The following is a 19,152-nucleotide window of genomic DNA, read 5'->3' on the forward strand; positions in this document are numbered from 1 at the left end:
GCCTGTCCACGGACGCCCGCCCGCGGGGCGACGACCGGCCCACGCAGCCACCCGAACCGTGAAGGGACCATCCGATGACCACGCTCGACCTGCCGCCGGTCGCGGTGTCCGGGCCCGCCGGTGAGCCCGCGCCCCCGGGGCCCGCCGCGGCCGGGGCCCCGGGCCCCGAGAAGAAGCTCCGGATCGGCGGCGTCACCCGCGACGACGTCCTCACCGTGGCGGGCGCGACGGCCGGCTCGCTCGCACTGGACTGGGTGCTGTACGAGCGGGTGCTGCCGTTCAGCGGCGCCTTCGGCTTCCTGCTCTGCTGGTACCTGCTCTTCCTGGCCGGCTACTACCTGCTCGGCCGGCTCCAGTGGAACCCGATGATGGTGCGGGACCGGCTGGTCGCCGTGGTCGCCTGGAGCTCCGGGCTGCTGGTGGTCGCGCTGATCGCCGACCAGATCGGCTACGTCGCCAGCCGCGGCTGGGAGGCGGCCCAGCACCTCAACTTCTTCACCGAGTCGATGGAGCACACCGGCCCGCTCGACCAGCTCACCTCCGGCGGCGCGCTCAACGCGATCGTCGGTTCGCTCGAACAGCTCGGCCTGGCGACCCTGTTCGCCGTTCCGCTGGGCATCGCGGCGGCCGTCTTCATGTCCGAGGTCGGCGGCCGGATGGCCCGCCCGGTGCGGACCCTGGTCGAGGCGATGACGGCGCTGCCGTCCATCGTGGCGGGCCTGTTCATCCTCGGCGTCGTGATCATCACCTTCGGTTTCGAGAAGAGCGGCTTCGCGGCCTCGCTCGCGCTCACCGTGATGATGATGCCGATCGTCACCCGGGCCGCCGAGGTGGTCATCCGGCTGGTGCCCGGCACCCTGCGCGAGGCCTCGTACGCGCTCGGCGGCAGCCAGTGGCGCACGGTGTGGAACGTGGTGCTGCCGACCGCCCGGCCCGGCCTGGTGACCGCGGTGGTGCTCGGCATGGCGCGCGGCGTCGGCGAGACCTCGCCGGTGCTGCTCACCTCCGGCTTCACCTCGCAGTTCAACGGCAACCCCTTCGAGGGGCACCAGGTCTCGCTGCCGCTCTACATCTGGAACTACGTCAAGCAGCCGTACGACGGCATGATCGCGCGCGGCTTCGCGGCCGGCCTGACGCTGATGGGCGTCGTGCTGGTCCTGTTCGTCACCGCGCGCGTGCTCGGCGGCCGCCGGCCCGGGCAGCTGACCCGGGCCCAGAAGCGCCGGATCGACCGGGACGCCCGTCGACAGGAGGCGGCCGCGCTCGGCGCCATCGCCCGTCCGTACGCCCTCCACTCGCAGGCGAAGCACTGATGTCCGGACCAACCACCCTCCGTCCCCGAGGAGTTCACATGTTCCGGGAGGCCGCAAGGCGCTCCACGGCCCGGCTGCTGGCAGGGGCCATGTCCCTGTCGCTCGCCACGGCCTCCCTGCTGATCGGGCAGACCCCGGCCCACGCCGCCTCGATCTCGCTGAGCGCGGACGGCTCCAGCTGGGCCGGCCCCGCCATCGACCAGTGGCGCCAGGACGTGTCCCCGCAGGGCATCCAGATCAACTTCAACCCGGTCGGCTCGGCGGCCGGCCGCACCCAGTGGTCGATCGGGCAGGACGACTTCACCGCCTCCGACGTGCCGTTCCGCTCCTCGCCGGACACCGGCCTCGGGCAGAACGGCCACGCGAACGGCGGCGGCGAGCGGGAGAACCCGGTCTACGGCTACTCCTACGTGCCGATCACCGCGGGTGGCACCACCTTCATGTACAACCTGGTGGTCGGCGGCAAGCAGGTCCGCGACCTGCGGCTCTCCCCGCAGACCATCGTGGACATCTTCACCGGCAAGATCACCAACTGGAACGACCCGAAGGTCACCAGTGACTACGGCAAGGCACTGCCCAACCTGCAGATCACCCCGGTGATCCGCTCCGACGGCTCCGGCGCCACCGCGCAGTTCACCCGCTGGATGGAGCACACCCACAAGGACCAGTGGGAGTCCTACTGCAAGGCGGTCAACGGGGTGAGCTGCGGCGACTACACCGAGTTCTTCCCGCCGTCCGGCCGGATGGTCGCGCAGAACGGCTCCGACGTGGTGGCCGGCTACATCAAGTCCCCGGGCAACGTCGGCACCATCGGCTACGACGAGTACGCGTTCGCCAAACGCAGCAACTGGCCGGTCGTGAAGGTGCTCAACCAGGCCGGCTACTACTCGCTGCCGACCGCCTCCAACGTCGCCGTCGCGCTCACCGCCGCCAAGATCCGCGGCGTGGACGACGGCACCCCCGCGGACGACCCGAACTACCTGCAGCAGAACCTCGACGGCGTCTACACCATGGACGACCCGCGCGCCTACCCGATCTCCAGCTACAGCTACCTGATCGTGCCGCGGGCCGGGGCGGCCAACCCGCCGCCGCCGCGCTTCAACAACGACAAGGGCTCCGCCCTCAGCCGCTTCCTCTCGTACGTGCTGTGCGAGGGCCAGGGCAAGGCGGACGACCTCGGCTACTCGCCGATCCCGCGCGGCCTGGTCAAGGGCGGTCTGCTGCAGACCAGGAACATCCCCGGCAACGCCAGCCCGGTCGACCCGAACACCCTCTCCAACTGCGCCAACCCGACCTTCAACTCGGCCGGGGAGCTGACCGTCCTCAAGAACGCCCCGATGCCGAGCCCCTGCGACAAGGCCGGCACCCCGCTGGACTGCACCGTGCAGAACGGCCAGCCGGTCAAGACCGGTTCGGGCGCGGGCGGTTCCGGCGGCGCGGCCGGCGGCTCCGGCGGTGCGGCGGGCGGTTCCGGCGGCACCGGCGGGTCCGGTGGCTCCGGAGGCGGTACCGGCGGCGGCGCGGGTGGCGCCGGTACCGGTGCGGGCGCGGGAACGGCCGGCGGTGCCGGCGACCCGAACGCGGCCGGCGGCGCGGCCGGCGGTGACCCGAACGCGCCCGGCGCCGGCGACGCCACCGAGGACGTGGTCGACCCGCAGACCGGCCAGGTGGTCGCCCGCGGCCGCGGCGGCGCCGCCACCGAGGTGGCGGCCAACGTGGTCGAGGTCAGCGGCAAGCCCGAGGACTGGATGCTGTCCTCCCTCACCGCGCTGGAACTGCTCGCCGTGGTGCTCGTCCCGCCGCTGCTCGGCCGCCGGCTGCTGCGCCGCCGCAACGGCTCGGGCGGTACCTCGTGACGGCCCCGGTGCTGGAGAAGCCGGTCGCGGTGAGCGCGCCGGAGCAGCCGGCCGCCCCCGTCGGGCCCGCCGCCCCGGCCCGGCCCGCCGTCTCCCCCGGGCGGCGCCGGTTCCTCCAGGGCGCCTGGGCGGTCAGCCTGGCCGCGGCGCTGGTGCTCGGCTTCGTCGGGTACCTGTTCACGCTCTCGCACGTCCAGCAGAAGCACTACCAGTCCACCGCGTACAAGACCTTCCGCGACCAGCTGGCCCGGGCGGTCGCCCCGACCGGCGCGGCCGCCGACGGCGACCCGGTGGCACTGCTGGACATCCCGGCGATCGGCCTGCACCGGGCCGTGGTGGTCGAGGGCACCACCGGCCGGGACCTGATGCGCGGCCCCGGCCACCGCCGGGACACCGCGCTGCCCGGCCAGCGCGGGGTCGCCGTGGTCTTCGGCCGCGGCGCCACCTTCGGCGCGCCGTTCGCCGAGCTGTCCAGGCTGCGGGTCGGCGACAAGATCGAAGCCACCACCGGCCAGGGCACGTTCACCTACACCGTCAACGTGTACGGCGACGGCGACCACCCGATCGTCGACCAGGCCCGCAACCGGATGGTGCTGGTCACCGGCGACTCCGACTGGATCCCCGGCTCCACCGTGCTGATCGGCGCCCGGCTGGACGGCGACCCGCAGCAGAACCCCGGCGGCCGGCCCGCGACCGTCCCGTACGACAAGGCACTGGCCGCGGACAAGGGCGCGCTGGCCACGCTCCAGCTGTGGTCGCTCGGCCTGCTCGGCGCGGTGGCCGGCGCCCTGCTGCTGGCCCGGTACTGGCGGCGCTCGGCCGCGTACCTGAGCCTCGCGCCGGTGGTCGGCGCGCTGCTCTGGGCGGTCTACGAGAACGCCGCCGCCCTGCTGCCCAACCTCTACTGACGCGCGCCCGGAGGACCGTTCCGATGACCGACGCACCACTGACCGAAACCCCGCCGGCGGCCCCCTCACCGGCCGACCCGGTCGCCGACACCATCACCCTCCCCCCGGTCGCCCCCGCTCCGTACGCCGACCGGCGGTACGCGGACGGCCACCCCGACGACGAGCCGCTCGCCGGACTGGAGACCCGCGACGTCTCCGCCTGGTTCGGCAGCCGCAAGGTCCTGGAGCGGGTCTCGCTGGCGATGCCGGCCGGCGAGGTCACCGCGCTGATCGGCCCGTCCGGCTGCGGCAAGTCCACCTACCTGCGGATCCTCAACCGGATGCACGAGATGGTGCGCGGCGCCGCCCTCTCCGGCGAGGTGCTGCTGGAGGGGGACGACGTCTACCGGCCCGGCCGCCGGCCCGCCGAGGTGCGGCGCCGGATCGGCATGGTGTTCCAGCGGCCCAACCCGTTCCCGGCGATGTCCATCCAGGACAACGTCTCCAGCGGGCTCAAGCTGGCCGGGATCAAGGTGTCCAAGGACGAGCGCCGGCACCTGGTCGAGACCAGCCTGCGCCGGGCCGGGCTCTGGGACGAGGTGTCCACCCGGCTGCACACCCCGGGCGGGGCGCTCTCCGGCGGCCAGCAGCAACGCCTGTGCATCGCACGGTCGTTGGCCGTCTCGCCGGACATCCTGCTGATGGACGAGCCGTGCTCCGCGCTCGACCCGACCTCCACCCGGCGGGTCGAGGAGACGATCGCCGAACTGCGCGGGCGGCTCACCATCGTGATCGTCACCCACAACATGCAGCAGGCCCAGCGCGTCTCGCAGACCTGCGCGTTCTTCCTGGCCACCCACGACACCCCCGGGCGGATCGTCGAGGCCGGGCCGACCGAGCAGATCTTCGGCAGCCCACGCGACCAGCGGACCTCGGACTACGTCAACGGCCGCTTCGGCTAGGCCGGTTCGACCGCTGCGACCGCTGCGACCGCTGCGACCGTTCCGACCGTTCCGACCGTTCCGACCGCTCCGGCCGTTCCCGGCCGGAGCGGTTCCCGATGTCCTACCGGCCGAGGAGCCGCTCCAGCACCGCCGCGACGCCGTCCTGCTCGTTGCTCAGGGTGTGCAGCGGCACCGCCGCCAGCACCTGCGGGTGCGCGTTGGCGACGGCGTACGCGGTGCCGGCCCAGGCCAGCATCTCCAGGTCGTTCGGCATGTCGCCGAAGGCCACCACCTCGCTCCGGTCGATCCCGCGCCCGGCGCACCAGCGGGCCAGCGTGCTGGCCTTGGTGACGCCGGGCGCGCTGATCTCCAGCAGCGGGATCGCCGCCGAGCGGGTGATCTCGGCCAGGTGCCCGGCCGCCTCCCTGGCCTCGGCGAGGAACTTGTCCGGATCGAGGTCCGGGTGCTTGGCCAGCAGCTTGAACAGGCCCCGGACCGACCCACCGGCCCCCAGCAGCTCCTCCGCCGTGCCGACCTCGTGCTCCAGCTCGTCGCCCCACATCGGCACCGCGTACCCGGGCTCGCGGGCCCAGCCGCCCGGGTGCTCGAAGGCGAACGCGGTGCCGGGCAGCTTGGCCCGCAGCGCCTCGACCACCGCCAGGGTGGTCTCCACCGGCAGCGGGAAGGTCTCCAGCAGCTCGCCGCGCCGCGCGTCCACCACCGCGCCGCCGTTCGAGCAGATCGCCACCCCGTGGCCGCCGATGTGCGGGCTCACCTGCTGCATCCAGCGCGGCGGCCGCCCGGTCACGAACACCACCTGCACCCCGGCCGCCTCGGCCGCCGCCAGCGCCGCGGCGGTGCGGTCGGTGACGGTGCCACCGGAGCAGAGCAGGGTGCCGTCCAGGTCGGTGGCGATGAGGCGGGGCGCGGTACGGGGTTCGGTCACCGGTCCATCTTCGCCCATCGGCGCGGCAGGGTCACCGGCCCGGCCCCGCGGCCACCGGCCGTCCCCGCCGTGATCAAGCCCTTCGTACGCCGTTTCCGGCCGATCCCCCCGGCCCCGGGGTGCCCGGCCGGCCGCGCCGGGCATGACTGCCCACGGCCACCCCGTCGGCAGGAAGAGCCATGCCCACACGCCAGCTCCGCGACCAGCCGCCCCCGACCGCCCGCCCCGACACCCGCGACCCGCGGGCGTCCGACGCCTCGCGCGACCCGGTCCTGCTCGGCGACGTCCTCTTCCACACCCTCGCCGAACTCGCCCGTCGCACCTGCGCCCCGTCCCTGCCCGCCCAGCGCACCCGCCCGCACCCGTAGCGCCGCCGCGCGGGCGCCCGCGCGGCGGCCGTCGGCCTCGGCCCGTGCGGGCCGGTGGCGGCGACGTGGAAGGGGACCCGCGGGGTCCGCACGCAGCCTCGGATGCTCCTGGCCCCGACCGCGCCGTCGTACGTGCGTGCCGGGTGGTTCGGGGCCGGCTCCGCCCGGCGGCGCGGGCGGAGCGGGGCCGTCGTTCAGGAGGAGAGGCGGTTCAGTGCCGCGGCGGCGATGCCTTCGACGTAGGTCGGGGCGTCGGTGCGCCGGCCGGTGAGCTCGACGACGGCGACCCTGGTGCCGCTGCGCAGGACCGCGACCCCGCCGCTGACGGTGCCGTCGCCGTTGTAGGCCGGGTACCAGCGGGCGGTGCCGCCGGTGACGGTCAGGGTGTGGGCCGCGCCGTAGTGCCAGTGGCCGGCGGGCTCGTCCTGGCAGTCCTGAACGAGCGCGACGAGCTGCTGCTCCCAGGTGGCGGCCTCGGTCCCGGTGGAGGCGCTCGCGGCCGACTCGTACAGTCGGCCGTCGGTGTCGAAGGTCCAGGTCACGGACGCGTACGCGGTGGCCTTGTCCTTGGTCAGGTCGCGCATCGTCTCCTCGCCGGAGCACGCGGACAGCCCCTCGCGTCCGGTCAGCGCGATGGTCGCGCCGACCGGGTTCAGGCCCTGCGGGAAGTCCTCGCTCTGGACGAGGTCGGCGGAGCCGAGTCCGGCGGCGACCGCGGCCGGGTGGGCGGCGGTGACCGGGTGGGCGGCGACCGCGGTGGGGTGCGCGGCGTTGCGCGCGGCCCCGTCGGCGCTGGCCGACTGGGTGCCGACGACGCCGACCGTGATCAGTGCGGCGGCGAAGCAGGCCGCGGCGGCGACCCGGTTGCGGCGAACGGACTTCTGCTGGACGGCCTGGTTCTCGGTCATCTGGTCCCCCTGTTGGTCGGGACGCCTGCTGCGTCCTCGTACAACCGGGGAGATGCCGCCCAAGGACGGAAAGTCGGCCCCCCGACCGGCTGTTTCACAGCTGTGACAGAGCGGTCCTGACGACGCGGTCCATCGCGGCCGTCCCCAGGCAGGCATCGACCTCCAGCACCCCGTAGTGGCTGCCGCTGCGCAGCACGGCGATGCCGCCGCAGGGCTCCTTGCCCTCGGGCGCTGTGCCGCTGGTGTTGAGGGATCCCTGGTAGGAGCCCATCCAGCTCGCGGTGACGTCCGGGGCGAGCTGCAGCGTCGTGGTCCTTCCGTAGACCCAGTGCCCTGGCGTTGCCTCCTGGCAGGGCACCTCCTCCAGCAGCAGGCGCTCGGCGAAGTTCTGCGCCCGGGAAGGGCTCGGGGTCTCGGCGGCGACCTCGCGGGCGACCTGGTCGACGTGGTCGGCGGCCCGCGTGGGGTCGTCCGGGCTGGTGCGGGGGCTGGTCATCAGTCCGCGGAAGTGGGCACCATGCCCGCCCAGGGTCTGGGTGAGGGTCTTCTCGCCGGAGCAGGCCGCGTTGGCGTAAGCCCCGTCGCCGTACCGGTCGGTGACGTGGATCCGCCCGATGCCGATGTCCGGGCCGAACGCCGCGGGTTCCAGAAGGTTCGCGGTCGTCACCGGTCCGGTCGCACCGGTCGGCGAGGCGGAGCCGGAGGCCGAGGAGGCGGGCGTCGGGCCGGACCCGCCGGGCGTCGCGGGAGCGGACGCGCCCGGGGACGCCCCGCCGACCGCGGCACCCGACCGTGCCGCCGGGTGCGCGGTGGTGCCGGGGGGCGGTGGCAGGACGAACCGGCCGGTCGCCAGCCCGAGCGCGGCGGCCGCCACCAGGGCGGCGACGGCGGACCGGAGCCGGACGACGACGCGGCCGCCGCCCGCCGCGGGACCGCCGTTCACGGACCGGTGACCAGGCGCTCGCGCATGAAGTGGCGGGCCCGGTCGATACGGTCCTTGACCGTACTCAACGGGGCGCCCAGCTCCTCGGCCACCTGGACGTAGGTCAGGTCGCCCAGGTCGCGCAGCACGAAGGCCTCCACCAGGACGGGGTGCTGCTGCTCCAGCGCGGCCAGCGCCTCCATCAGGTCGAGCCGGGTCCCGGCGATGACGCTGGTGGTGCGCGGGTCGACGGACTCGGGGAGGTCGGCGTGGCTGTCCTCGGCGCGCCGGCGCATCGAGCGGTAGGTGGACCGGGCGGCGTTCGAGGCGATCACCGTCACCCAGCCCTGGAAGGAGCCGCGGCCGCCGTACTCGCCCAGGTGCGTGCTGATGGACAGCAGCGCGTCCTGCGCTGCCTCCTCCGCGTCGGCGTGGTGGGGCAGGAAGCGCGAGCAGCGGCGCAGCACCACCGGCCGCAGCTTGGCCAGCAGGTACTCCATCGACCCCGGGTCCCCCGCCCGAGCAGCCGCCACGAGCCGTTCCAGCTCGCCTTCCTCGAACATCCGGATCCCCCCGTGTCGTCCCGCCCGGCCATCCCGTCCGTCGAACGGGAGTTCCGCACTCCCCCCGACTCCGGCAGAATGCTGCCACATGCGCAAGCTCGGCCGTTACCTCCTTCTGGAGCGGCTCGGAGCCGGCTCCTTCGCCACGGTCTGGAAGGCCTACGATCCGGAGCTCGACACCGAGGTCGCGGTGAAGGTGCTGGCCGAGAACTGGGCCGCCAACGCCGATGTGCGCGAGCGGTTCCTGGCGGAGGCGAGGCTGCTGCGCCGGATCGCCAGCCCGCGGGTGGTCCGGGTGCACGACGTCGGGGTGCAGGAGGACCGTCCCTACTTCGTCATGGACTACGTACGCGGCGGCACCCTGGCGGACCGGGTCGGGCAGTGCGACCCGCAGGAGGCGCTGCGGCTGGCCGCGGAGGCGGGCTACGCGGTCCAGGTCCTGCACGAGGCGGGCGTGGTGCACCGCGACGTCAAGCCGTCCAACCTGCTGCTCGCCACCGGCCCCGCGCCCGCCGCGGTGCTGGTGGCGGATCTGGGCAGCGCGAAGCAACTGGCCGACGCATCCGGGCTGACGGTGACCACGGGCACGCCCGCGTACATGGCACCGGAACAGGCCTTCCAGACCGGCGGGTTCGACGGGAGGGCCGACGTGTACGCGCTGGCCGTCGTGGCCTACGAGCTGCTGACCGGGCAGAAGCCGTTCGGCCCGGGCGGACGCGCCACAGCCCTGATGACCGGCCGGTCCACCGCCTCGACGCTGCCGGCACTCCCGGCCGGAACGGAGCTCCCGCCGAACATCGCCCTGCTGCTACGGGTCGCGATGTCCGTCGAGCCGGCGGACCGACCGCCGACCGCCCAGGCCTTCGCGGACGCGCTGCTGGCTCCGGTCCCGCAGTCCCGGCCCCTGGAAGGCCCGGGGTGGCTGACCCCGCGCGCGGTCTGTCTGGCGTCGGGCGCGGTGTTCACGGCGACGACCCTGCTGAGCTGGTTGCGGCGCTGAATCCGACAGGGAGCCGGTCCGCACCGGCCCGAACGGCGGCCCCGACGAGCAGGCCCGGCCGCTGACGGCTGCCGTAGGGTCGCCGGTATGCGCTTGAGTACCGTGATCCTCCCCGTCCACCGGTGGAGCGAGGGGCAGAAGATCTGGCGGCGGGCCGAGGACCTCGGCTTCCACACCGCGTACACCTACGACCACCTGTCGTGGCGGTCCTTCCAGGACGAGCCGTGGTTCGGCTCGCTGCCGACGCTGACGGCGGCGGCCTGCGCCACCGAGCGGCTGCGCCTGGGCACCCTGGTGACCTCGCCGAACTTCCGGCACCCGGTGACGCTGGCGAAGGAGCTGATCACGCTGGACGACGTGTCCGGCGGCCGGTTCACGTTGGGGATCGGGGCCGGCGGGACGGGCTTCGACGCGACGGCGCTGGGGCAGGAGGCGTGGTCGCCGCGGGAGCGGGCGGACCGGCTGGGGGAGTTCGTGCCGCTGCTGGACGAGCTGCTGCGCAGCGACGCCACCACGCGCGAGGGCACGTACTACTCGGCGGTCGAGGCGCGGAACATCCCCGGCTGCGTGCAGAGGCCGCGGCTGCCGTTCTACGTGGCGGCGACCGGCCCGCGCGGGCTGCGGCTGGCCGCCGAGCACGGGCAGGGCTGGGTGACGTACGGCGACCCGAAGGGCCCGGCGGACGTGCCCGTCGAGCAGGCGCCCGGCGTGATCGCGCGGCAGATCGAGAAGCTGACGGCCGCCTGCGAGGAGCGGGGCCGGGACGTCGCGACGCTGGAGAAGGTGCTGCTCCAGGGCTCGACCGCGGAGAAGCCGCTGCAGTCGGTGGAGGCCTTCGTCGACTGGGCGGGCACCTACCGGGAGCTGGGCGTCACCGAGCTGGTGATCCACTGGCCGATCCCCGACTCGATCTTCGAGAACGACCTCGCCGTCTTCGAGGAGATCGCCACCGAGGGCCTCGCCCGGCTGGGCTGAGCCCCGTCGGCGGGGCGGGCGTCGGCCCGGGGCGCTAGTCTGTCGGCCGCATACCGAACTGATCATGCGTCACCACGGGGGTTCCTTCGTCATGCCTTCTTCCAGCTCCGGTTCCAGGAGACTTCTCGCCACCGCCCTGGTCGCCGCCGCGGCGTTCGGCCTGGCCGCCTGCGGCCCCGACGACAGCGCGGACCAGGGCGCGGGAGGCGGGGCGACCACCGCCGCCTCCGCCGCGCCCACCGCCGCCCCGGCCGGCGCCGCGAGCCAGGCGCCGAGCGGCAGGCCCGCGGGGACCGGCAAGCCCGCCGCGACGGGCACGCCGTCCGCCGACGGCGAGCCGGAGGGCTTCTGCACCCACGGGCCGCTGCCCGCCGGGCAGAAGTGGGTCTACCCGGCGAAGGGCACCAGCGCGACGACCCTGGTCTACAAGGACACCAAGGACGCCTGCGGCGTGAACGACGTCGTCTTCGAGCCGGTCGGCGCGGACAGGAGCGCCCCGTTCGCGCCCACCGCCAAGGGCCACCTGAGCTCGGTGCTGGCCCCGCCGAAGGACGTCAACCTGGCCGACCTGGTGAAGCACGTCAACGAGTGCCTCGCCGCGCCGCACAACGAGAAGGGCTCGTACCCCTGCTCGGCCGGTGACTACAAGGTGGCGATCGACGCCTCCGGCAAGGTCACCGAGCTGTGGGAGCGGGCCCACAGCTGACGGGCGCCGGGAGCGGCGCCGGCCGGCTCACATCACTTCGAGCCGTTCGGCGCCGCCCGCGCAGCCGAGCTGCCGTTCGGCGGCCCGCTCGGCGAAGCCGCCCGCCAGTTCTCCCATCCGCTTCCGGCCGGGTCCGTCGGGAAGGTGCCCGCCGTCCTTCACGGTGATCCTGAGGACGGCCCGGTAGGCCTCGGTCCGGCCGTTCACCGAGCAGCCGAAGGCGGCCGCTCCGAGGGTGTCGCCGCCGGACCGCACGTCCCCGAACTCCGCGTCGGCGGTCAGCGACCGCCCGTCCTCTCCGGAGATCCGGCAGCGCAGGGACGGCTTGACCTCGGCCGTCGCCGACGTGTACTCCGTGACCGCGAAGACCCGGGGGGCCCGGCCGAGCAGCTCGGCGACGGCCGGGTCGTCCAGCAGACCCCGGCACTCCCCGTGCGACAGGGACACGGCCGGTGGCCGGTACGCGCCGTGGTCGAGGTACAGGTGCCAGCCGAGCAGGCCGCCGCCGAGCAGCAGCGCCGTTCCGCCGGCGAGCAGCGCCTGGGAACGCTTCATGAGCACCGGTCCTTCCTCGCCTCCACCAGCGCGGCCCGGGTGAGCTCTTCGAGGTCGGCCCGGCCGCCGTCGCCGGAGGCGCGGGCGGCCTCCCCGGCGGTGACCTCCAGCTGCACGTAGTCGTTCGAGGTGTACTTCCCGCCCAGGCAGCTCGCGGCCACGGCCGCGCCGCCCGGCCACGAAGTGCCGAGGCCGGCGATGTCGAAGCCGCGCGCCTCCGGGTGCTTGGCGCCCTCGGCGGTGAGGGCGAGCTCGCCCTGGCGCCGGACGGACGTGAAGGTGATCACGTTGCGTCCGTCGACCCGGATGACACAGGTCTGCGGGTCCTGGCCGATGAGGGCCTTCGTCCGCTCCTCCACGTCCTGGCCGCCGTCGGGCAGCAGCCGTGCGAGTGGGGTGCCGGCGCCGGTGGGCATTCGGCAGAGGTGGGCGGCCCGGCCGGGCGGGTCGGCGGGGCGGTGGCCCCGCCAGTCCAGGTAGCCGACGGTCCCGGCCCCCGCCACCGCGAGGACCAGCACGCGGGGGAGCCACCACCGGCTGTCGAGGCGCCAACCCCACCGGTTCGTCAGGAAGCGGCCCCACCGGGCCGCGAGGTCCTTCACGCGCCGCCCTTCGCGTGGTTGACGTGGTTGTTGACGACCCCGTTGCTGTAGCCGTTCATCACGTTGATCCCGGCGCTCTCGGCGAGGCGGTTGACGTCCTCGCGGCTCATCCCGGAGGTGCCGCCGGCGTCCTTGACGGCCTGCTTGACGCTGCCCACCGCCTGGTTCTGTCCACTCGCGTTCTCGTCGCGCGCCGTCTGGTCGCCGGCCGCCGTGGTGTCCTGCTTGTTGGCCTCGATCACGCTCTCGGCGATCGAGTCGATGATCTGGTCGGCGACCTCGCCGCCCAGCGGGATCTTGTCCGTCACGGTGCCGATGACGGCGCTGAAGGCGTCCTTGCCGTAGCCGACGTTCTTCTCCAGCGCCTCGTTGAACTCCTTGTCGGACTCGGCGTGCTTGTAGTGCACCTCGTCGACCCGGGCCTCGTTGAGGATGCCGCTGGTGATCCCGCCGGCGTGGGCGATGTTGTTGATGTCGACGTTGAGCCGGGCGAAGTCGGTCTGCCCGCCGTCCATGTGGCCGCGGATGAGGGCGGTGGTGTACGCCTGGTTGGCGTTGACCACGGCGCCGTAGGACTCCGGATCGCGTCCGAGCGCGTCCATCAGCCCCTCCACGGAGGACTTGCCGAGGTTGGCCGGCGAGCCGTTGACCGGCAGCTCGTGGGTGAGGGCGAGCGCGTTCTGCACGTCGCCGATGTACTCGGCGGTCATGTGCCCGAGGCTGCCCCGCATGGCGGCGAGCTTGCCGTCGCCCTTGATGTCGTCCAGCCCCCCGTCGTCGCCGTGCCGGCCGAAGGTGTCCACGACCCGCTTCATCAGGTCGGCCTGCTCGGTGGTGTGCCGCTCCGGCGGGACGGGGCCGGGCTCGTCGTACGGGTGGCCGGTGGTGGCGGCCTCCAGGGCGCGGCCGAAGGCGGCCGGCCCGGCCTGCTTGCTCGCGTCCCACACCTTGGAGTCCCGCGAGGTCGTGTCCGGGATCCAGTCCTTGTCGTGGGCGTAGTAGTCGAAGTAGTCCGAGGGCTTGGGCTTGCCGCCCTGGTTGACCGTGCCGTCCTGGTTGTACGCGGTCGGCTGCTCGGTGAAGAACGTGTTGGCGGCCTCCGGGCTGTGCGCGAGCGCCTCCAGGACGGCGGTGGTGGGACGGAAGCCGGAGCCCGCCTCGTCGCCCCCGGTCAGGTTGAAGCCCTGGATCTTGGAGCCGGGCATCGGGGCCGGCCAGTACCTGTCCTGGGTGTCGAGCTGGGTGACGTGCTCGGCGATCGGGTTGATGAAGTGGGCGTCGTAGTTGCCGTTCATCAGGATGCCGGAGAGCACCTGGTAGCCGTACGGCACGTAGTCGAGGCCGGAGGCCCGGTAGGGCTTGTCCCAGACCGGCTGGGATCCGGCCTTGCGCAGCGCGGCGGACCACTCGTCCGACAGGTGCGGCTCGTTGGTGGTGCGGGTGGCGGTGGCGAGGGTGAGGCCCAGGTTCTTCTGGAGGTCCTGGTAGGCCTTCCAGCGCGGGGACTTGTCGTCGCGGGGGTACGCCGGGTCGCCGACCATGCCGTTCCAGGACTTGATCAGGCCGTCCGGGCCGAGGTCCTGGTAGAACTTGGTGGCGAACTTCGGGTCGTCGCCGTGCGAGGCCAGCAGCGAGTTCAGCTCGGTGAGTTCGGGCTCGGTGATGTCCCCGCCCTTGGCGGCGAGCTGGGCGGCGCGCTTGCCGTCGGCCTCGGGGCCGCCGCCGATGGCCTTGCCGTTGAAGGACTTCTGCCCGTCCGTCATGCTGTCGGCGCGCAGCGCGTAGGCGATCCGCTCGTCGGCGGCGGCGGCCTCGGCGACGGCGGCGTCGATCGCCTTGCGGGCGGCCTCCGCCTTGTCGCCCCACTCCTTCTGGTAGTCCCGGAGGGCCTCGTAGTCGTGCCGGGTGGCGTTGTCGGCCGGGGGCCAGCTGACGGTGCCGTTGTCGGTGACGGTCAGCCCGGCCGTGCGGGCCTCCGCGACCGCCTTGTCCAGTTTGGTCTTCGCCGCCTTGAACTCGGTCGACGCCTCCGTGAAGATCGAGGCGAAGGCGTTCGCCTCGGTGACGGCGGCGGTCAGCTGCTCGTTGGTGCGCTGCAGGCCGGGGCGGGCCTGGTCGGCCGAGGGGCCGGTCCAGCAGGCGGAGTTGACCTGGGCGATCACCGTCCTGTCCCAGTCGTCGTCCATGGACTTGAGCTTCTGGGCCACGGTGGTCCAGGCGGTGGCGGCGGTGTCCAGGACGCCGAAGTCGGCGGTGCTGAGCTCGTGGAAGTCGACCATCGCTGCTCTTCTCTCAGGCGCCGAGGTCGTGCTGGACGGCCGACTCGTTCTGGCGGTAGTTGGTGGCGGTGGCGCGCAGCGCCTGGGTGGTCTGCCCGATGGTGCCGCCGAGCGCGGCGACGCACTGGTCCCAGGTGCCGGCGGCTCCCGCCGCGGCCTTGCCGGTGCTCCAGTTGGCGAGCGAGGTGGAGACCTTGGTGGTGGCCTCGTCGGCGCCCCGGCCGTCGGTGTTGAGGCGGGCGTGGATCTGGTCGGAGTTGTTCCCCGCGGTGGTCAGCGCGTTGGGGTCGGCGCTGAAGCCGGCCCCGCCCCCGCCGCCTCCCCCGCCCGGTGCCGAGGCCGAGTTGAGCTGCGTGCGGGCCGTCTCCTGGGCGCGGGCCCGGTCGGTCAGGTTCCCGTCCGCGTCGTAGGCCCAAGGGTTCATCATCCGGTCGAACGCGGTCGCCCGATCAGACATGTCGATCGATCCCCTCCCGTGCCGGCACGCTGTTCCGGCACCCCCGTTGGCAAAGAATGTGGCACGTACGTCAAGAGTTCGACAAAGGGTACAGGCGGGTTCCGGTTTTGCCGAACCCCTAGGGGAGCGGGGGGCCGACGTCATACCGCAGCAGCAGACGGGCTCGTCATTCGAGCTCATGGCCCGTACCGCACAAGACCGTTACGGTGGTCGGCGTGTCCACAGCTGTCATCAAGACGGACGGCCTCACCAAGAGGTTTCCCCGGGTCACCGCGCTCGACCAGCTCACCGTCGAGGTGCGGCCGGGTGTGGTCGGCCTGGTCGGGGCCAACGGCGCGGGCAAGTCCACTCTCATCAAGATCCTTCTCGGGCTCGCCCCGGCGACCTCCGGCCGGGGCGAGGTCCTCGGCCTGGACGTCGCCACCCAGGGGTCCGAGATCCGCGCGCAGGTCGGCTACATGCCCGAGCACGACTGCCTGCCACCGGACGTCTCCGCGACCGAGTTCGTGGTGCACATGGCCCGGATGGCGGGCCTGCCCGCCACCGCCGCCCGTGAGCGCACCGCGGACACCCTGCGGCACGTCGGCCTCTACGAGGAGCGGTACCGCCCGATGGGCGGCTACTCGACCGGCATGAAGCAGCGGGTCAAGCTCGCCCAGGCGCTGGTGCACGACCCGAAGCTGGTGCTGCTGGACGAGCCGACCAACGGCCTCGACCCGGCCGGCCGGGACGAGATGCTGGGGCTGATCCGCCGGGTGCACACCGACTTCGGCATCTCGGTGCTGGTCACCACCCACCTGCTCGGCGAGCTGGAGCGGACCTGCGACCACCTGGTCGTGATCGACGGCGGCAAGCTGCTGCGCTCCTCCTCCACCGCCTCCTTCACCGAGGCGACGGCCGTCCTCGCGGTCGAGGTCGGCGACCACCCGGAGGACCACGGCCTGGAGCCGGGCCCGGCGGTCCGCGAGCGGCTCGCCGCGGTCGGCCTGTCCGTCCAGTCCGAGGGTTCGCACCAGCTGCTGGTCCGGCTGGCCGACGAGTCGACGTACGACACCATCCGCGACGCCGTCGCCGAACTGGGCCTCGGCCTGGTCCGGTTGGAACAGCGCCGGCACCGGGTCGCCGAACTCTTCACCGACTCCCAGGACACCGAGCAGAGCAAGGGAGGGACGAACGATGGCGCTGCCTCCTGAGACCAGGTCCGCCGACACCGGCGTCATCCACGACATCGGCTACCGCGGCTACACCGGCCCCCGGCTCGGCCGTTCCTACGCGACCCGCGCGCTCTTCACCCAGAGCCTGCGCGCCGCGTACGGCCTCGGCCGCTCCGGCAAGTCCAAGGTGCTGCCGATGCTGGTGCTGGGCGTGGTGACCGTACCCGCGCTGATCATGGTGGCGCTCTCGGTCGTGATGAAGCGCGAGGAACTGCCGGTCGAGTACGCCGGCTACCTCTCCATGCTCAGCCTGGTGGTCTCGGTCTTCCTCGCCTCCCAGGCGCCGGTACTGCTCTCCCGGGACCTGCGCTACCAGACCGTCCCGCTCTACTTCTCCCGCCCGATCACCCGCACCGACTACGTCCGGGCCAAGTTCGGCGCCATGGTCTGCGCCCAACTGCTGCTGATGGCGGCCCCGTTGCTGGTGCTGTACATCGGCGCGCTGCTCGGCGGGATGGACTTCGGGCACAACACCGGGCACTTCCTGTACGGCCTGGTCGCGGCCGTCCTGTACGCGCTGGTGCCGACCTCGGTCGCCCTGGTGATCGCGGCCGCCACCCCGCGCCGCGGCTTCGGGGTGGCCGCCATCATGGGCTACCTGGCGGTCAGCGCCGCCCTGGGCGCCGCCGCGGTCGGGATCAGCAACCCCAGCACGACCGGCTCCGACACCGCGCAGTGGATGTCGCTGATCTCGCCCACCGACCTGGTGGAGTCCCTGGTCAACGAACTGTTCGGCCTCGGTGAGGGATTCGACCGCCGGCACGCGCCGGGCGGCCTGGGCCTCGCCGTGTTCGCGCTCGTCGCGGTGGCCATGGTGGTGGGCTCGTACCGGCTGCTGCTGCGCCGCTACCGCCGTGTCTAATTCAACTGCAGTGTCTGAGAGGGCGGCATGGCCACCATCAGCATCGACAAGGTCTCCCGCTGGTTCGGGAACGTGGTCGCGGTCAACGACATCACCATGTCCATCGGCCCCGGCATCACCGGCCTGCTCGGCCCCAACGGGGCGGGCAAGTCCACCCTCATCCACATGATGAGCGGCTTCCTGGCCCCCTCCAGCGGCTCCGTCACCCTGGACGGCGCGCCGATCTGGCGCAACCAGCAGGTGTACCGGCAGATCGGCCTGGTGCCCGAGCGGGAGTCGATGTACGACTACCTGACCGGCTGGGAGTTCGTCCTCGCCAACGCCGAACTGCACGGCCTGCCCCAGCCGGGCGCCGCCGCCGGCCGGGCGCTGGACCTGGTGGAGATGGCCTACGCCAAGGACCGCCGCACCGGCACCTACTCCAAGGGCATGAAGCAGCGGGTCAAGATGGCCTCCGCACTGGTCCACGACCCGTCCGTCCTGCTGCTCGACGAGCCCTTCAACGGCATGGACCCGCGCCAGCGGCTCCAGCTGATGGACCTGCTGCGCCGCTTCGGCGCGGACGGCCGGACCGTGCTGTTCTCCTCCCACATCCTGGAGGAGGTCGAGCAGCTGGCCCGGCACATCGAGGTGGTGGTCGCCGGACGGCACGCCGCCTCGGGCGACTTCCGCAAGATCCGCCGACTGATGACCGACCGCCCGCACCGCTACCTGGTCCGCTCCAGCGATGACCGCCGGCTCGCCGCCGCGCTGATCGCCGACGGCTCGACCACCGGCATCGAGGTGGACGAGCGGGAGCGGGCGCTGCGGATCGAAGCGGTGCACTTCCAGGGCTTCACCACCCTGCTGCCCAGGGTCGCCCGGGAGGCCGGCATCCGGCTGTACACCGTCTCCCCGGCGGACGAATCGCTGGAGAGCGTCTTCTCCTACCTGGTCTCCGCATGAGCGGGCACGTGAGCGCCGCCGCCAGAACCGTCGTTGCCCAGGAAGGGGCGGACCGACCATGAACCCCACCGTCGCCAGGCTGACCCTGCGCGGGCTGCTGGGCCGCCGTCGTGGCCTGCTGCTGCTGGTGGTCCCCGCCCTGCTGCTGATCGTCGCGGCCATCGCCAGTGTGTCCAGCGCCGACCCCCACGAGACGGCCGGCAACATCCTCGGGGCCCTCGGCCTCGGCACCCTGATCCCGATCCTCGGGCTGGTCGTCGGCACCGGGGTGATCGCCAACGAGATCGACGACGGCTCGATCGTCTACCTGCTCGCCAAGCCGCTGCCCCGGTGGCGGATCGTCACCACCAAGCTGGTCGTCGCGATCGGCGTCACCTGGCTGTTCTCGGTCGTCCCGACGCTGCTGGCCGGGCTGCTGCTGGTCGGCACCCAGGACGGCGTGGCGCTCGGCTACACCGTGGCGGTGCTGGTCGCCGGCGCCGCGTACAGCGCGCTGTTCCTGCTGCTCGGCGTGGTCACCCGGCACGCGGTGGTGGCCGGGCTCGCGTACGCCCTGATCTGGGAGTCGACGGTCGGCAACTTCGTCGAGGGCGCCCGCACGCTGAGCATCCAGCAGTGGGGCCGCTCGGTGGCCGAGGCGGTCGCCGGGCAGAACGCGATCAGCTCCGACGTCTCGCTCGCGGCGGCGGTGCCGCTGCTGCTGGTGGTCACCGTCGCGGCGACGGTGTTCGCCTCGGTGAAGCTGGCCGGGATGACGCTGGCCGGCGAGGAGTGAGCCCGGCCCGGCACTGAGCCCCGTACGGCACTGAGCCCCCGTACGGCAGTGGACCCGGTACGGCAGTGGGCCCCG

General features: G+C 73.1%; 20 protein-coding genes. 12 read left to right on the plus strand and 8 right to left on the minus strand.

Features of this window, described 5'->3' with window-relative positions; translation table 11 throughout:
• The first annotated feature begins 74 nt into the window (after positions 1-74).
• The 4 genes from pstA to ACZ6EM_RS12410 are packed head-to-tail and all read left to right on the plus strand — an operon-like array spanning position 75 to position 5,018.
• On the plus strand, positions 75-1,313 hold the full coding sequence (gene pstA / locus ACZ6EM_RS12395) for a phosphate ABC transporter permease PstA (protein ID WP_359898080.1): 1,239 nt from the start codon (positions 75-77) through the stop codon (positions 1,311-1,313).
• A 38-nt stretch (positions 1,314-1,351) separates the two neighbouring features.
• On the plus strand, positions 1,352-3,169 hold the full coding sequence (locus tag ACZ6EM_RS12400) for a phosphate ABC transporter substrate-binding protein PstS (RefSeq protein WP_401043650.1): 1,818 nt from the start codon (positions 1,352-1,354) through the stop codon (positions 3,167-3,169).
• Entirely contained in the window at positions 3,166-4,077 is a 912-nt protein-coding gene (locus tag ACZ6EM_RS12405; RefSeq protein WP_359898076.1) for a sortase, read from the plus strand. The genes ACZ6EM_RS12400 and ACZ6EM_RS12405 overlap by 4 nt, the downstream gene beginning before the upstream one ends.
• Before the next feature lie 23 nt (positions 4,078-4,100).
• Positions 4,101-5,018 carry a phosphate ABC transporter ATP-binding protein gene (locus ACZ6EM_RS12410; RefSeq protein ID WP_401043653.1) on the plus strand — a complete coding sequence of 306 codons (918 nt, stop codon included), beginning with the start codon at positions 4,101-4,103 and terminating at the stop codon, positions 5,016-5,018.
• 103 nt (positions 5,019-5,121) lie between these two features.
• On the opposite strand, the gene ACZ6EM_RS12415 is transcribed toward ACZ6EM_RS12410, so the two are convergent.
• Entirely contained in the window at positions 5,122-5,964 is an 843-nt protein-coding gene (locus ACZ6EM_RS12415; protein ID WP_465772327.1) for an HAD family hydrolase, read from the minus strand.
• A 161-nt stretch (positions 5,965-6,125) separates the two neighbouring features.
• Here ACZ6EM_RS12415 and ACZ6EM_RS12420 point away from each other — a divergent pair, with 161 nt between their 5' ends.
• Complete coding sequence (locus ACZ6EM_RS12420; RefSeq protein ID WP_359898072.1) at positions 6,126-6,314, plus strand: hypothetical protein; 189 nt, start codon at positions 6,126-6,128, stop codon at positions 6,312-6,314.
• Positions 6,315-6,508: 194 nt separating this feature from the next.
• On the opposite strand, the gene ACZ6EM_RS12425 is transcribed toward ACZ6EM_RS12420, so the two are convergent.
• The 3 genes from ACZ6EM_RS12425 to ACZ6EM_RS12435 all read right to left on the minus strand — a co-directional run bounded on the left by ACZ6EM_RS12425 (position 6,509) and on the right by ACZ6EM_RS12435 (position 8,707).
• Positions 6,509-7,222 (minus strand): hypothetical protein, encoded by a 714-nt coding sequence (locus tag ACZ6EM_RS12425; protein ID WP_401043657.1) that lies wholly within the window; start codon positions 7,220-7,222, stop codon positions 6,509-6,511.
• 94 nt (positions 7,223-7,316) lie between these two features.
• Positions 7,317-8,165 carry a hypothetical protein gene (locus tag ACZ6EM_RS12430; protein WP_401043660.1) on the minus strand — a complete coding sequence of 283 codons (849 nt, stop codon included), beginning with the start codon at positions 8,163-8,165 and terminating at the stop codon, positions 7,317-7,319.
• Positions 8,162-8,707, minus strand: a complete 546-nt coding sequence (locus ACZ6EM_RS12435) for an RNA polymerase sigma factor (RefSeq protein ID WP_401043662.1) — start codon at positions 8,705-8,707, stop codon at positions 8,162-8,164. Before ACZ6EM_RS12435 ends, ACZ6EM_RS12430 begins: the two co-directional genes overlap by 4 nt.
• 88 nt (positions 8,708-8,795) lie before the next feature.
• Here ACZ6EM_RS12435 and ACZ6EM_RS12440 point away from each other — a divergent pair, with 88 nt between their 5' ends.
• From ACZ6EM_RS12440 to ACZ6EM_RS12450, 3 genes are all read left to right on the plus strand, one after another.
• Positions 8,796-9,707: a serine/threonine-protein kinase gene (locus ACZ6EM_RS12440; protein ID WP_465772328.1), complete on the plus strand. Its 912-nt coding sequence runs from the start codon at positions 8,796-8,798 to the stop codon at positions 9,705-9,707.
• Between the two features lie 87 nt (positions 9,708-9,794).
• Positions 9,795-10,682 (plus strand): LLM class flavin-dependent oxidoreductase, encoded by an 888-nt coding sequence (locus ACZ6EM_RS12445; protein ID WP_401043666.1) that lies wholly within the window; start codon positions 9,795-9,797, stop codon positions 10,680-10,682.
• 91 nt (positions 10,683-10,773) lie between these two features.
• Positions 10,774-11,388: a hypothetical protein gene (locus ACZ6EM_RS12450; RefSeq protein ID WP_465772329.1), complete on the plus strand. Its 615-nt coding sequence runs from the start codon at positions 10,774-10,776 to the stop codon at positions 11,386-11,388.
• 27 nt (positions 11,389-11,415) lie between these two features.
• Here ACZ6EM_RS12450 and ACZ6EM_RS12455 read toward each other — a convergent pair whose 3' ends face one another.
• The 4 genes from ACZ6EM_RS12455 to ACZ6EM_RS12470 are packed head-to-tail and all read right to left on the minus strand — an operon-like array spanning position 11,416 to position 15,281.
• A complete protein-coding gene (locus ACZ6EM_RS12455) occupies positions 11,416-11,943 on the minus strand; it encodes a hypothetical protein (protein WP_465772330.1) in 528 nt (175 codons plus the stop codon).
• On the minus strand, positions 11,940-12,545 hold the full coding sequence (locus ACZ6EM_RS12460; RefSeq protein WP_401043673.1) for a flagellar basal body-associated FliL family protein: 606 nt from the start codon (positions 12,543-12,545) through the stop codon (positions 11,940-11,942). The genes ACZ6EM_RS12455 and ACZ6EM_RS12460 overlap by 4 nt, the downstream gene beginning before the upstream one ends.
• Positions 12,542-14,824, minus strand: coding sequence for a hypothetical protein (locus ACZ6EM_RS12465; RefSeq protein WP_465772331.1), 2,283 nt, complete (start codon positions 14,822-14,824; stop codon positions 12,542-12,544). The genes ACZ6EM_RS12460 and ACZ6EM_RS12465 overlap by 4 nt, the downstream gene beginning before the upstream one ends.
• 13 nt (positions 14,825-14,837) lie before the next feature.
• On the minus strand, positions 14,838-15,281 hold the full coding sequence (locus ACZ6EM_RS12470; protein ID WP_452180396.1) for a hypothetical protein: 444 nt from the start codon (positions 15,279-15,281) through the stop codon (positions 14,838-14,840).
• Positions 15,282-15,496: 215 nt separating this feature from the next.
• On the opposite strand from ACZ6EM_RS12470, the gene ACZ6EM_RS12475 reads away from it, so the two are divergent.
• Genes ACZ6EM_RS12475 through ACZ6EM_RS12490 form a run of 4 tightly spaced genes read left to right on the plus strand, consistent with a single transcriptional unit; the run spans position 15,497 to position 19,077 of the window.
• Positions 15,497-16,474, plus strand: a complete 978-nt coding sequence (locus ACZ6EM_RS12475; RefSeq protein ID WP_465772332.1) for an ABC transporter ATP-binding protein — start codon at positions 15,497-15,499, stop codon at positions 16,472-16,474.
• Positions 16,458-17,357 (plus strand): ABC transporter permease, encoded by a 900-nt coding sequence (locus ACZ6EM_RS12480; RefSeq protein ID WP_401054194.1) that lies wholly within the window; start codon positions 16,458-16,460, stop codon positions 17,355-17,357. The genes ACZ6EM_RS12475 and ACZ6EM_RS12480 overlap by 17 nt, the downstream gene beginning before the upstream one ends.
• 27 nt (positions 17,358-17,384) lie before the next feature.
• Positions 17,385-18,302 carry an ABC transporter ATP-binding protein gene (locus ACZ6EM_RS12485; RefSeq protein WP_401054196.1) on the plus strand — a complete coding sequence of 306 codons (918 nt, stop codon included), beginning with the start codon at positions 17,385-17,387 and terminating at the stop codon, positions 18,300-18,302.
• A gap of 58 nt (positions 18,303-18,360) precedes the next feature.
• Positions 18,361-19,077 carry an ABC transporter permease gene (locus tag ACZ6EM_RS12490; protein WP_401054197.1) on the plus strand — a complete coding sequence of 239 codons (717 nt, stop codon included), beginning with the start codon at positions 18,361-18,363 and terminating at the stop codon, positions 19,075-19,077.
• Positions 19,078-19,152: the final 75 nt, after the last annotated feature.

This window comes from Kitasatospora sp. NPDC041917, from assembly GCF_055589745.1.